Here is a 14051-nt window from a genome sequence, read left to right as displayed (position 1 = left end):
ACTTTATTTCTATGTTGCCCAAATGTATTCAAAATGCGTTAGAAGAGCCCGCCTAAAAACTAAATTAGGCATAACAAAGCCGGATCCCATAAGGAATCTGGCCCGTTTTAGTGCTTTCAACTTTCAGATTTATATTTTAAACTTGTTTTTCCTCATCCAAATCTCACAATAAAAACTCACAACAATGAGCGACATCACAATACCCGTAGGAAATGCAGTAATAATTGCAACCGATTGAATATTGGTAAACGACGTATCCGTTAGGATTAATGCCATTGGTAACAAAACAAAAACAATTGCCCAAAAGCTACGCATTAATTTGCTTGGATCTTCAGATAACGCCAGGCTCTTATATGAGTATTTAGAAATCACCATCGTTATCGAATCAAACACAGTTGAATATAGGCCAATCATTGCAAGAATTAGCAATATCAAACCGATCTTAAAATCAGGCAAAGTTTTTATCAACTTAATAATTACATCTGCATAACTACTACCATAATTGAGCAGCTTCACTGCATTAAGCGCACCACTAATTTGGCGAGAAATACCAAAATTACTCAGAATAAAGAAAGACGAAAATGTTCCAAGCAAGCCCCAGAAATAACCGCCAAAAATGACAGTGCGAATAGTTCTCCCCTTACTAATACTGCCAATAAAAAATGGAGTTGCAACACACCATATCATCCAGTAGGCCCAATAATAAACAGTCCAGTTCTGTGTAAAATGAACATCTTCAACAGTTGCAGCCATAGGAATAAAATGAGTTACCAAATCTCCTAACGACTTAGCACTAGATTCAATGATAAAACCCGCACTGCCACTATCAAATAAAACAAAGAGTAATAGTAATCCTAACATGCTAAAAGCTACTACAGATAATCTAGAAATAGCTTTCATCCCGATCACTGAGGCAGCCAAATAAATGGCAACCACTAAAATGATTAAGCTGACTGTTAAAACTTTCGTATCACTAATACCTGTCATTGTCTTTACAGCTGCAGCTAATAGTGGCATTGACATTGAAAAGGTCGTAGCTGTTGCAGCTATTAATGAAAAAATAGCAATGATATCAATTACTTTGCCCATCCAACCATCAGTTAACTTACCAAGTAATGGCCGACAAGCTTCAGAAAACTTCTGCTTATTATTCTTAGCCACGTAAATCATATAGCCAAAAACAACAGCAAGCATAATATAAAAGGACCAAGCAATTGGTCCCCAATGAAATAGGGAATAGGTTAATGCAGTGTTTAATGGTTCAAAAGAAGATTGAATCAGCGGCTCTTTCGCATACATCATCCATTCTGATAGAGAATAGAAAATGATATCCGCTGACATCGTAGAAGTAAAAATCATAAAACCCCATTTTAATGTGCTGTACTGCGTCTTATCATCATTACTTCCTAGTTTTATTTTGCCCCATTTAGTAAATCCTAGGAACAAAGTGCTGACTAAGAAAATTAAGCCAATTCCCAAATAATAGGGTGTTAACTTACTAGTTAAAAATCCTCGACAACTTCCTAGAATATTTTGTGACTGCTCAGGGGAATATATTAAAAAGCCACTCAAGATTGCAACTGCAATAATCGGTACTGCCACTAATAGCCAGTCAATCTTTTTTAAATTCGCTTTTGAGAACATAGGCTACTTTCCCACTTTTTCATAGCCTGGATCAATTTGCTTTAACTCATCTAAACTATCAATTTCGACAATATCTTTCACATTAATTTGATGTACTACCAAGTTAAATTGATCGGAATATTTAAACATAGGAACATCATCCCAATAGATATCGTAATTCTTAGCTTCAAATTCTCTCTCAACCAATTGGCCTAATTTTGCACTATCTTTAGCAGTCCACTTTGAGACACTATAGAGCCGGTAACCATCTTTACCACCATCCCGATCACAAGAAAGTACATGACCAGATTGATCACAGTGCATAATCCATTCATCGGTCCATTGATTGACCCATGATCCAGCATAACCAGACTTTTTAAAATCCGCAGATAGTATTTGAGGGGTATTAATCAACTGATCTCCATCTAAAATTACAGTATTCTTGAGTCCATGTCTGGCCACATAAAGTGATGAAAGATTATTATATTGCTGATAATAAGGATTATTAACTAGCTTCAAGCCAGGATATTTCTCTGATAAAAAGGCAAACTTCTCTGCTAAATACCCCGTTACTACAGTAATATCGTCAATCCTACTTTCGTGTAAAGCATGAATAATCGTTTCGATCATTCTTTTTCCTTTGACCTTAACTAAAGGTTTTGGAATTTCATTAGTTAAGGGTCTCATTCTCGTTCCTAGTCCTGCTGCCATGATAATTGCATTGTCTAACTTAGGCATTTTTCTTCTCCAAATATCTATTCACTAACTTACTGTATTCCTTGGCGTATCGATATTGAGCAATTGAATACTCACCAAAATCTAGTCCTAATGATTGCTTGTACTCACACCAATTGCTCCAGAGTAATCCACCAACTGCTGCATACGCATAAATCTTATAGCGCGTAACCTCATCGTATTTTCCTTGATAATAAATATCAATTAGTTTATCAAAATCATGCTTGTCATAACCAGCATAAATGGCGTACATGGCAATATCTAAATCTGAATCTTGCATCCCGGCATATTCCCAATCAATCAGAAATATTTTTCTTTCCTTATTAACTAAGAAATTATCTGCATTAGCATCAATATGACATAGACACCATTGACGAATATTTTCCTTAATAAAGGGCTTTAACTTCAAAACACTATCTTTAGTCAAAGCAAAATCACGATAAGCAGATGGAGCATCACGAAGTTTTTCGTAAAATTCTATCTGCTTCCAAATGTCAAAGCTTCTTTTTACCTGATATTGTTCTTGATGAAATTTTCGTAATAAAACCATGCTGTCAGTAACATCTTGCCAATCTTGAGGATTACTATTACGAGTCCCTTCTAAGAACTCAGACAATTTATACCCATTACCAGGATTTAAATAAAGAACTGTTTCTGTGTATGGTTCATTCTTGATTTGTTGATAAACGTCATACTCTTCTCTACGATCAATAAACTTTTCGGTACCTTCACCAGGAATTCGCATGATATATCGTTTACCTTGACACATAAAGCTAAAGGACCGATTAGTCATCCCCTTTTTCAGAGTCTTAATATCATGAATCTTAGCTTTATCAACCTTAAGTGTATTTTCAATAATTTGAATCGTCTCTGTCTTTAAGTGATCAGAATGTGAATCCAGCTCCATTAATTCTTCATAAGAATTAATTTCGGCATGCTCGGTATTTGGAATAACTCGACCATTAATCAAAAATTGTTTTTTATTAGCTAAGGCATCTTCCCAGAAAGAATCGAAATGTTTATTTTGAACCATTTCTGTCAGACGATTAGATAAAACTTTAGCATCTGCTTTATTCAAGTAAGCAATACCGATCATTCTGTTTCCAGGTTCTTTAGTGTATCTAACTTTGAAGTTTTTAGAGATACTCCATTGAGAATGAACTGTTAACTTATCACTGAAGAGATACCATGATGGATCTTCTAATGTTGAAAAAGGATTATTCTTAAACCAAATATCACATGGAATAATGTAACCGTTAGTCAACCTATCTTTAGCTAAGTATAATGAATAGACATTATTTCGCGCTGCATAGTATGGATTAACAATTAGGTCAACATTGTATTCATCAATCAAATATTCGTAGTGTTCTTTCATAAAGCCTACTACTATTTTGATATCAGTAATACCTACTTCATGGAGCTGTTTAATAATGCGCTCAATTAACGGTTCACCATGGACTTCTAATAGACCTTTTGGTTCTTCTGTATTAATCGGCACCATTCGAAGACCATATCCAGCAGCAAGTATGGTTGCTTGTTGGGGATGATGAGAATTGACGTACTTTTTGCCTTTTGAAGTTAAACCACTATCAGAAGTTATATATTCTTCCCTTTTTAATTGGTTAACTAATTGATTTACTTTTCCTAATGAGTAATTGCTAATCTGCGCAATGCTTCTCTGACTTATTTGATTTTTTGGAATTAATTTTAAAACTGAGAGTTTATCTATATCCATTGTTCACTTCTGCTTACTTTTTCAATTATATGAACATTATAATATGACATTCAGCCTAAATACAAGATAATTATTAGACTTAATAATTTGCTATCATTATTAATAAATCTATCAACAAAATTATTATGATATAATTGCGATGTAGTTTTTAGTTTTTTTAAAAGGTATAAAAAGGTAATGAATGAGTATATTAAAAGTGATCTTGAGACCGTAAAATAGTTTGTGTAAGGATGAATAATTCCTTAAATTAATTTCTTAAAACATTAGAAAAAGGAGTTCCTTTCTCGTATGATTGGTTTGAACAAAAAAACACATACAGAAAGAAGAACTCCTTCATGAATGATTTTACCAAAAATATATCTCAAGCTCTATTCAATCAAGATAAAATTAATGATTTGCTTCGTCATGAAATCCAACAAGCTGTTAATGACTTGTTAGAATCTGAACTGACTGCCTTTTTAGGCTATGATCCTTATGCCGGAAACGGCTGGAATACTGGTAATTCTAGAAATGTGCGTATTTCCGTAAAATTGATACCCAGTTTGGATCAATTGAGGTACAAGTGCCACGAGATCGCAATGGTATGTTTCATCAACACACTCTGCCAGACTATAAACAACATACTGATCTCTTAGAAGATATGGTTATAAAACTTTATTCTAAGGGTGTAACCACTAGAGAATTAGCTGATTTAATCGAGAAAATGTATGGTAGTCATTACAGTCCAGCTCAAGTGTCTAATATCTCTAAGCAAATGATTCCTAAAGTTGAGGCTTATCACAAGCGTAAGCTGAGCGATAAGTTCTTTTGTGTTTATCTTGATGCAACGTATATACCGTTGCGTCGAGAAACTTATGAACGAGAAGCAGTATATATCGCCATTGGTATCAAGCCCAACGGTCACAAAGAAGTGATCGATTATTGCATAGCTCCTAGCGAAAATATTGAAGTCTGGACAGAGCTGCTTAAAAGCATGAAAAGCAGAGGTCTTAAACAAGTTGAATTATTTTTATTAGATGGTGTTGTGGGTATGAAAACTGCACTAATGCAAACTTATCCTAAAGCTCACTTCCAGCGCTGTTTGATTCACGTAATGCGTAATATCTGCGCTAAAGTACGTGTAGCAGACCGTGAGGCAATTATGAACGATTTTAAGCAAGTCCATCAACAGTCTTACAAGCAAGAAGGTATAACGTATAACAGTCTTACATAGCTTTTATAGTAAGTGGCAGAAAGCTTACAAGCATGTAATTCAGAATGTAAAAGACATTGAAGCGGATCTGCTAGTTTTCTATAACTATCCGAAACAGATCAGAAGTTCAATCTATTCAACTAACATGATTGAATCCTTTAATAATGTTGTTAAGCGCAAAGCCAAACCTAAAGCAGAGTTTCCAAATGAACAGTCATTAGATACTTTTATTGGAATACAAGCAATGAGCTATAATGATCGATATTTCAAGCGAATTCATAAAGGCTTTGGTCAAGTACAAGACACTCTAGAATCCTATTTTGAATAAATGATTAATTAAAAAATCAATTTACGAGAAAGATCTATTTACACAAAAGATTTGACAGTTTCTAGGATCAACCATATATATTTGAAAAAAGTTTAAAGTATACTTTGATTGAAATAAATTTTGCGATTTTCTATCAATCAATAAAAATATATCATTCCTATCGAAGACCATATCCAGCAGCAAGTATGGTTGCTTGTTGGGGATGATGAGAATTGACGTACTTTTTGCCTTTTGAAGTTAAACCACTATCAGAAGTTATATATTCTTCCCTTTTTAATTGGTTAACTAATTGATTTACTTTTCCTAATGAGTAATTGCTAATCTGCGCAATGCTTCTCTGACTTATTTGATTAATACTTTTAATCATATTTTTTAGTTACAAAGTACTTATTCACTAATAAAAAGATGCTCCGTCTCACATAATCAATCATAGTCGCAGATATATAGATGATTATTGCTATTAATATCTCTATGAAAATAGTATACGAAACATTTTCAAATCGTTGTGCTTGAACTAATTTGTCCCATAATATTGGTAAGAATACTGCCTGACAATGTATTAAATATACTGCAAACGTTGAAGCTGCAACACTATTAATCATTGGACTATATTTAACAACCATGTTTTTAAAAATCAAAAATAAGGAAATACCTGCTATAACTTGAAATGGACTTGTCGTAGTTAAAAACATTGCCCATTTATCAGGTTTTAAAATATCAAGTACAGTAATAGATATTAGCATCACAATTACTGCTCCTAAAAAAGATACAAAGTATAGCTTTCGCCTTGTACTTGTAAAATCTTTTGAATACTTTCTAATGTATCCACCAACAAAATAAATATAGATCAAATCAACAATAGAATTATTATTGGTAATTACAGTAATATTCTTTAAATATTGTAACAAAGAAAATATACCAAATAATATCAAGAGGAATTTTTGATAATCATGCTTATTCAATTTATTTATCAATATATTTAAGTAAGGAACTAAAATATAAATTCCGATATATGCAGAAACATACCAATAATTTCCAGTAATTACAGGAAAGAAAGACAATAATAAACTAGAAATCCTTAATGGTGCAAGTCTGAACTTAAAGAGTATCAAAGAAATTGTTATAGAATAAAACAGAGTTAATCCCCAAACTTTCTTTAAGGAATTAAATTTAAAACTTGATCCACTTAAAAAATATGCGGAAATGAGAGTAAAACACCATACTCCTAACTCACCACCCATCCACAATCCTTGAATAGATAGCTTATGAAAAAGTGACATATCATTATAATTAAATTTTGTTTGCCAGGTAACATGACCTAAAACAATTAAAAACATACTAATAATTCTTAATAATTCAAAATTTGAAGCTCTCTTTTTCATATACACCTTTTTATTTCTTTATTTTTTCAATAATCAAATTTCTTGCTTCAAAAACAATAGGAGCTCTTAATAAGAGCACAAGCACGGCATAAACAAGAACTCCAACTATGACTTCTACTCCCATCATCAACCAAGAATCTTTCATGTTGCTATTCATCCAAAAGACAACAAAAAACATTATTAATCCTGAAATGAAATATTTCCAAGATCCATGGAACAACGCTTTAAAGCTCAATAAATGTCTTACAACAATCAATTGATACAAGGTTACTGAACATTCAGATATTACAGTAGACCACATCGCCCCATCTAATCCCCAGAAATGAATTAATGGGATATTCAAGATGACATTTACAATTGCCCCCGTAGTTACTGAAGCTGTAAATTGTTTAACTCGATTAAGTGGTAACAAATATTGAACACCAATTGCATTACTCCAAGCAATCATCAGTATAACAATTGATTCAATCATCATTGCCGGACCAACGGGCTCATAGCCTGGGCCATAATACTTAGGAGCCAGTGTTAATGATACAGCTGCAATCCCAAACATCATTGGATATGCTAAAGCTGAGACAAAATCAAATGACTTATAGAGCATCTGGTTAACTCGCGTCATCGATCCTTGACTAACCGCGTTAGCAACGTGTGGCAACATCACTGTTCCTGTAGCAGTCACTAAAGCTAAAATTAATTTGACTAAGTTATCAGAATATTGATAATAACCTGATGCAGTTTCACTAACCATTCCGCCAAGCATTGTTTTATTCAATTGTACGTAGATTTGAGTAGCTATTTGTGGAATAAACAATTCAATCATTGGCCAAAAGTGAGGCCAAGGATTAAGCGCTTTAGCACGAACTCTTGGCAAATCTTTTCTTATATTAGGCCATAATGTCAAATTACCTAATAAGGTCGAAACTGCAAGAACAATAATATATAAAGTTACATCATTTGGATTCTTAATTAAAAGAAAAATAGCAATCATTGAAACTATCTTTACAAAGGAATTCTTTAAAACTATAACTTTAAAGTCTTCTATTCCTTCATAAAACCAAGAGATATCAAAAGCAACAGCCACTAAGTTAATTGACTGAGCCCACATATATTCTGGTTGACGTGTATAAAACATCATAAAAATCTCAAATGCAATAAATGCAATTAAGGTCATGATTGTTTTCACTATTTGAATTTCCCAAAAGGTTTTCGCCATCTTTTGACGATTTTCTCGCACATAAGCTATCTGGCGATTACCATAATAGCCAATCCCCATACTAGCAATCAAAATAAAATATTGAATAATTGAATTAGTAAAGGCATTTGCTCCAACACCTTCTGGTCGTAAAACACGACTAACATATGCTGAGGTAATCAATGGAACAATTATTGCTAAAACTTGATAGCCTACGTTATAAAGATAATTTCGAATAACCCTCATAAAGTTCAATCACCAAATTCAGTATTTACAGCATCTAATGCTGCTTCAATAACTTGATCCATATTGTAGTACTTGTATTGACCAAGCCGACCGCCAAAAATCAACTTATCTTGCTTCTTAGCTAATTCTGCATATTTCGCATAAAGTTGATTATTACGATCATTATTTACTGGGTAATAAGGTTCATCCCCGCGGTGCCAATCAGCTGGATATTCTCGGGTAATTATCGTCTTATCCTTATCACCTTTGCCAAATTCAAAATGCTTGTGTTCAATTACCCGCGTATATGGAGTTTCTGCATCAGTATAATTGATCACCGCATTTCCTTGGTAATTACCAACCTTCTTTTCTTCAGTTTCAAACCGAAGTGAACGATATTCCAGTTCGCCTAATTTATAATCGAAGAACTTATCAATCATTCCTGTGTAAACTACCTTATCGTAGTTCTTCAGATACTCGTCTTTCTTATCAAAGAAATCAGTATTTAACTTCACAGTAATGTTAGGATGATCCAACATCTTTTCTACCATCTTGGTATAACCACCAATTGGAATGCCTTGGTAATCATCATTGAAATAGTTATTATCATAAATTAATCGAACTGGAAGTCGCTTAATGATGAAAGCTGGCAGTTCAGTACATGGTCTGCCCCATTGCTTCTCAGTATAGCCTTTAATCAACTTTTCATAGATATCTCTACCAATCAAAGAAATAGCTTGTTCTTCCAAATTCTTGGGCTCTTTACCAGCCATCTCTTGACGTTGTTCATTGATCTTAGCCACTGCTTCTTGCGGAGTTCTTACGCCCCACATTTCATTGAAAGTATTCATATTGAAAGGTAAGTTATACATTTGTCCCTTGTAATTAGCTACTGGACTGTTGGTATATCGGTTGAATTCAGCGAATTGTTGCACATAATCCCAAACTTTTTTATTAGAAGTATGGAAAATGTGGGCACCATATTCATGAACTTGAATTCCATCTACTTCTTTAGTGTAGATGTTACCCGCAATATGATCACGTTTTTCAATAACTGTTACTTTGCTTCCTGCCTTAGCTGCTTCATGAGCAAATACTGTTCCGAACAGGCCTGAGCCTACTATTAAATAATTCATTTTACACATTTAATATTCCTCTACAGAAAATCTACTGCTTCTAAACCATACTAAAAGAAATAATAGTATGTATTGATACGTAAATATTGTAGTTACAAACAAATAAAATGTCATAATAACAAAAATGCTATACTCTTTATTTTTATTTTTTATACTATTACTTAATCCTTTGAAAAAGGCGTAAAAATATAAATAACTTAAATAAACTCCACCTTCTGCCAAAATTTCAGTAATAGAGTTACTAAAGCCAGTATTTGTCCTCCACATTCCCATATTTTTTACCAAAAAAGTAGTATTTGATAATCCGCTACCTAAAATAGGATGCTGTAACCAAGTTAAAATTCCTGCTCTAAAATCATCAACTCTAAGTGCTGTTGACTCAACTCCATAAGTTGACTTTTGTTTCAATAAATAGACTAGTACTAAAATAAATAATACTAATACAGGTATTGAGATAATTAGCTTATATACATTTATACCTGCATCTTTTTTGAAGAAGATCAGGATAAACAAAATTACTATGAAAATATATCCTGTAGTTGAAAAAGTACTTAATATGGCCAAAACTAATACAATCTTATTAATTCGACCACTATGTCTATCTAAAATTTCTACTAATAAGGCAATAGAGAAATTTAATGATGCCATTGGAGCTTCAGTAAAAATAGCAGAATTGCGTATTATTTCCCCTATAAATGGAAAGACTACTCTTTGAGTTTCAAAATATATATTATGAAAACTTGGTACTAAAATATAATTGCCATATGTAGTCCCCCAAGCAGAAGGAAAAACAGTATTCATATGTATTACTCCAAATATCGATCCAAATAGCCATAGCAATAAGGAAACGCTTGCTATAATTATCATTATATTCTTATATGCAATAAGAATATATGGGATTCTTCTAGAGTTATCAAAATCTAGTATCCAAATAAACAATGATATAAGTACTATTAATTGAATACCTAAGGATAAATTTATTCTTGTTATTATGAGGTATGTAAGTAGATATATTATAAGTAACCAATTAAAAAGTAAAGTACTTTTTAAATTTATAGTTTTGTGTTTTATAAAAGATAAGACTATAAATATAATTGAACAAATAACTAAAATTAGGTAATCATACATACTAATTTTAGTCATACTGAGATTAGCCAACCAAATAGCCCTATTATTTACAACTATAGCCATAGCTATTACGTAGATTAGAACAAAATATATCTTTTCTTCCCATTTTTTTTCTTTCATATTTGCTTATACCATTTTAATAATAAAATTATCTTGATTCATCCAACATCAAAAAGTAAAAAATGCACCTTAATGTATATTTTTTATTTTACTATTTACATTAAAACTTATTTATTTCTAAATTCATAAATTGAAGGATTAAAGAAAAATCCAGCAAAAGTTCCTTTAAGAGAAACTTTTAAACGTAAAAGCTTTTTGTCTTTTGAAAATTTCAATATTTTAAATGGCTCAAATATAAGGCTGGTTACTAACCATTTAAAATACTCTTTTTTATTATATCTATGCTTCATAGTATAAATAGTATTTCTCCTGGCGTAATAATATCTTTTTATCCTATTAACATCTTGTTCTGCAATGATATCAGTTGCAATATTTTGTTTGATTTTATGTTCAACCAGTGAATCAATTACCATATAACCTTTTTTTTCGGAATTCGTTATTCGTTTCGTATATTCAACATCATCACCCCATATAAAAAAGTCCTTTATTGGTAAACCTTGCTCTAAAATGACTTTTCGTGAAAATAAAATAGCTACAAATGAAGCATAATTAACTCTTATTAATCCTTTATCGGCTAATTCATTCCACTTTAAATTTGGTTCAGGAATATTCATTACGGCAGGAGATCCATCTTGCCATTTTACATTACTACTTAAAAAGCCAAAATTTTGAATTATAGAAGTTTTTGATATCAATTTTTCTAGCGCATTAACTGTTGGTATAGTATCATCATCCATAATCCAAACAAAATCTGATTTACTTTTTTCAATAAAACACTTTAAACCGGTATAAAATCCACCTGCACCACCAATATTTTGAGTCAAATGAACTGGAACGATTTTAGTATTTTCTTTAGCTTTTTTATTTAAAAATAGTAAAGTGTTGTCGCTGCTATTATTATCTATAACAAAAATATTTTCCACAGGATATGTTTGCATTAAAATTGCCTTTACGCACTTTTTTAATAGCTCCAATCTATTATAGGTAACTATTACAACATCAATCTTTTTATGCATCTTTACACCTTTCTTTACAGCTTAAAAATGATATAGATAATCTGCTAATTCTTGTTCGATATACTTTATTTCAGTAGCATCACAATTGAACTTTTTCCATGTTTGCGTATTTTTTATAGATTCTTTAGGATTAAAATATTTTCTCACTTCATTATGATCCTCAGAATTTAAAGACAATGATTTCTCAACTTGCTTTACAGTATCTTCATAATGAAAGATCAAATCCTCAAATTGCACAAAATAAACATGTTTATTTTGCTTAACTTCATTCTCTCTTTGATACCGAGTATACTTAAACCATTTACAAAAAGTTTCAACATCCGTAGGTATCATACCGTCTTTCCAAACATATTTTTCAAGACAATAAATATCTCTTGGATCTCTATCTACAATAATTACATCAATATCATTAAAATATCGTAGATATCTAGATAGATTTGTTGATGGTACGATCTGGTCAATTACAACATTAGAATAGCCTTTAGATGCAGACCCAAACAACTCGTCTATATATTTTCTAGTTAGAGATAAAAATTTATTTTCTGTAGGATGAGAACAATACGTGATTTCATTTGATAGTAAATTTAAAAATCGCTCTGGCTGTTTTCTCCAAATAGTTGCATGAAGAAGCTTGGTAGGTAAATGCGTTAAATAATAAAATGTAACCCCTCTATCAAGATAGTCATACATCCACGAGCCTTTATATGAAAAATCGACTAAATCAGAGATATATTGATATGACATTTTTTTCCACTTACCATGAAAATATTTTTCATATTTATGCGAAAAAATATTACCTGAATAGAAATCTACTAGTTTCTTATATCGCTTAATAGCCCGTCCCGAATTGTGCCTATTAAAATTTTGAACTAAGTTGTATTCTAAATCTGAAATACCATCTGGATCTTGAACAAATCTAAATTCTTCATCAGTAAAAGAATAGATATTGTTGTACTCTGATAAAAGATCCGTTATTGCACTTGACCCACTACCATAATAACTGGCACAACTAATTATTCTCATTTAGCTTGATCTCCATGTTTATTTATGTCTTTAAGAATATAATCTAATTTTTCTTCAATAGCTTTAGGTGAAAAATCTTTTACTCTTTCTCCTTCAATACATTGATAATGTTCATACAGTTTTTTGTCAGAGAACAACTCAAATAATTTCTCACTCATGTCTTTTGGATCTTGAACTTTGCACAAAAGGCCATATTGATTATCACCTAAAATTTCTCTTGGACCAGTTTTCGAATCCGTAACTACTTCTGGAATTCGATAGTTCATCGCCTCTATCATTATGGTAGGTAGACCTTCTCCGGCAACACTAGCATGAACTAATATATATGCTGCAGAATAATAGTTTTGTACATCTAATTTTGTGCCTAAAAAATGAATCCTTTTTCTAATATCAGGACTCAAATTATCAGCTATTTTTTCAGACTTTTCTTTATCTGGTCCATCACCAATAAAGACTAAATTAGTATCTAACTTATAATTAGTAATCAAATCATTAAATGCTTTGATTACGGTTGGTTGATCTTTATGTGGATATTTAAATCGGGAAACCATCAGTATAAATTTTCCATATTTTCTTTTTAACTTTTCAACCTTACCATTATCCACTGGACGACTTTTAACAAAAGATGGATTATATAATTTATAAATATTTAAGTGTAAATTCTGATTATAAGAAAGTACTTCTTCTTGAGCATCATCAACTAAAACCACAATATTCTTTATCTTATTATAAAGATTAATAAATCCATCTGACATTAATAGATAGCTATATATAGCTCCATGTGACCAAGAAACTGTGTTTTTAGCTTTTATAAAATGATCTGCAACAAACGTTAGATCATTAAAATGACTAGAAAAAGAAACTGCAAAATCAAAATTTTCACGACATTCTTTATATCGTAATTTGCAATACGCTTTATAAACTATATCTATGCATGAAAAAATAATATACGCAAAAATATAAATTAGTTTATACATAAAATTCCATTTTACCAATTTAGTATATCTTTCTGGTGTAAACCAAATAGAGAATGGAATGTGAACTATTTTTACACCTTCAGGGACTTCTTTTTCTAACGCGTTAAAATTGGGTCTTAAATTGAAGATGGTTACTTGATAGTCTAAATCTAATAATAATTTACAGTAGTCTAAACATACTCGTTCTACTCCTCCAACTTGTAAGCCGTCCAATACTAAAGCAATCTTCATTATAAAAT

The 14051-nt window shown here is 31.7% G+C and carries 11 protein-coding genes and 1 pseudogene; 1 reads left to right on the top strand and 11 read right to left on the bottom strand.

What is annotated here, in order from left to right; genetic code table 11:
- Positions 1-129 precede the first annotated feature (129 nt).
- The 3 genes from EJK17_RS05185 to EJK17_RS05175 are packed head-to-tail and all read right to left on the bottom strand — an operon-like array spanning position 130 to position 4093.
- Entirely contained in the window at positions 130-1644 is a 1515-nt protein-coding gene (locus EJK17_RS05185) for a BCCT family transporter (RefSeq protein WP_103661384.1), read from the bottom strand.
- Positions 1645-1647: 3 nt separating this feature from the next.
- Positions 1648-2361, bottom strand: coding sequence for a sugar phosphate nucleotidyltransferase (locus tag EJK17_RS05180; protein ID WP_103661383.1), 714 nt, complete (start codon positions 2359-2361; stop codon positions 1648-1650).
- Complete coding sequence (locus tag EJK17_RS05175) at positions 2354-4093, bottom strand: phosphotransferase (protein ID WP_103661382.1); 1740 nt, start codon at positions 4091-4093, stop codon at positions 2354-2356. The genes EJK17_RS05180 and EJK17_RS05175 overlap by 8 nt, the downstream gene beginning before the upstream one ends.
- A 335-nt stretch (positions 4094-4428) precedes the next feature.
- Here EJK17_RS05175 and EJK17_RS05165 point away from each other — a divergent pair.
- Positions 4429-5613: pseudogene (locus EJK17_RS05165) on the top strand (IS256 family transposase).
- 157 nt (positions 5614-5770) lie between these two features.
- Here EJK17_RS05165 and EJK17_RS05160 read toward each other — a convergent pair.
- The 8 genes from EJK17_RS05160 to EJK17_RS05125 form a co-directional block, all read right to left on the bottom strand.
- Positions 5771-5980: a winged helix-turn-helix domain-containing protein gene (locus EJK17_RS05160; RefSeq protein ID WP_103661381.1), complete on the bottom strand. Its 210-nt coding sequence runs from the start codon at positions 5978-5980 to the stop codon at positions 5771-5773.
- Positions 5973-6995 (bottom strand): acyltransferase family protein, encoded by a 1023-nt coding sequence (locus EJK17_RS05155; protein WP_103661380.1) that lies wholly within the window; start codon positions 6993-6995, stop codon positions 5973-5975. Before EJK17_RS05155 ends, EJK17_RS05160 begins: the two co-directional genes overlap by 8 nt.
- A gap of 10 nt (positions 6996-7005) precedes the next feature.
- Positions 7006-8433 carry a flippase gene (locus EJK17_RS05150; RefSeq protein ID WP_103661379.1) on the bottom strand — a complete coding sequence of 476 codons (1428 nt, stop codon included), beginning with the start codon at positions 8431-8433 and terminating at the stop codon, positions 7006-7008.
- Between the two features lie 5 nt (positions 8434-8438).
- A complete protein-coding gene (glf, locus tag EJK17_RS05145) occupies positions 8439-9548 on the bottom strand; it encodes a UDP-galactopyranose mutase (RefSeq protein WP_103661389.1) in 1110 nt (369 codons plus the stop codon).
- A 9-nt stretch (positions 9549-9557) separates the two neighbouring features.
- Positions 9558-10349, bottom strand: a complete 792-nt coding sequence (locus tag EJK17_RS05140) for an O-antigen ligase family protein (RefSeq protein WP_127796255.1) — start codon at positions 10347-10349, stop codon at positions 9558-9560.
- Positions 10350-10903: 554 nt separating this feature from the next.
- Positions 10904-11812, bottom strand: a complete 909-nt coding sequence (locus EJK17_RS05135) for a glycosyltransferase family 2 protein (protein WP_103661377.1) — start codon at positions 11810-11812, stop codon at positions 10904-10906.
- A 21-nt stretch (positions 11813-11833) separates the two neighbouring features.
- Positions 11834-12835 carry a hypothetical protein gene (locus EJK17_RS05130; protein WP_103661376.1) on the bottom strand — a complete coding sequence of 334 codons (1002 nt, stop codon included), beginning with the start codon at positions 12833-12835 and terminating at the stop codon, positions 11834-11836.
- Positions 12832-14043: a glycosyltransferase gene (locus EJK17_RS05125; RefSeq protein ID WP_103661375.1), complete on the bottom strand. Its 1212-nt coding sequence runs from the start codon at positions 14041-14043 to the stop codon at positions 12832-12834. The genes EJK17_RS05130 and EJK17_RS05125 overlap by 4 nt, the downstream gene beginning before the upstream one ends.
- Positions 14044-14051 lie beyond the last annotated feature (8 nt).

The sequence above is a fragment of the Lactobacillus xujianguonis genome, from assembly GCF_004009905.1.
GTDB classification, from domain to species: domain Bacteria; phylum Bacillota; class Bacilli; order Lactobacillales; family Lactobacillaceae; genus Lactobacillus; species Lactobacillus xujianguonis.
This window is presented reverse-complemented; position numbering and strand designations above follow the sequence as displayed.

What these genes read in the sequence shown, in the direction of transcription:
- EJK17_RS05175 (WP_103661382.1), bottom strand. Translation starts at nt 4,093, where the DNA reads ATGGATATAGATAAACTCTCAGTTTTAAAATTAATTCCAAAAAATCAA.
- EJK17_RS05185 (WP_103661384.1), bottom strand. Translation starts at nt 1,644, where the DNA reads ATGTTCTCAAAAGCGAATTTAAAAAAGATTGACTGGCTATTAGTGGCA.
- EJK17_RS05160 (WP_103661381.1), bottom strand. Translation starts at nt 5,980, where the DNA reads ATGATTAAAAGTATTAATCAAATAAGTCAGAGAAGCATTGCGCAGATT.
- EJK17_RS05150 (WP_103661379.1), bottom strand. Translation starts at nt 8,433, where the DNA reads ATGAGGGTTATTCGAAATTATCTTTATAACGTAGGCTATCAAGTTTTA.
- EJK17_RS05155 (WP_103661380.1), bottom strand. Translation starts at nt 6,995, where the DNA reads ATGAAAAAGAGAGCTTCAAATTTTGAATTATTAAGAATTATTAGTATG.
- EJK17_RS05135 (WP_103661377.1), bottom strand. Translation starts at nt 11,812, where the DNA reads ATGCATAAAAAGATTGATGTTGTAATAGTTACCTATAATAGATTGGAG.
- EJK17_RS05180 (WP_103661383.1), bottom strand. Translation starts at nt 2,361, where the DNA reads ATGCCTAAGTTAGACAATGCAATTATCATGGCAGCAGGACTAGGAACG.
- EJK17_RS05130 (WP_103661376.1), bottom strand. Translation starts at nt 12,835, where the DNA reads ATGAGAATAATTAGTTGTGCCAGTTATTATGGTAGTGGGTCAAGTGCA.
- EJK17_RS05125 (WP_103661375.1), bottom strand. Translation starts at nt 14,043, where the DNA reads ATGAAGATTGCTTTAGTATTGGACGGCTTACAAGTTGGAGGAGTAGAA.
- glf (WP_103661389.1), bottom strand. Translation starts at nt 9,548, where the DNA reads ATGAATTATTTAATAGTAGGCTCAGGCCTGTTCGGAACAGTATTTGCT.
- EJK17_RS05140 (WP_127796255.1), bottom strand. Translation starts at nt 10,349, where the DNA reads ATGAATACTGTTTTTCCTTCTGCTTGGGGGACTACATATGGCAATTAT.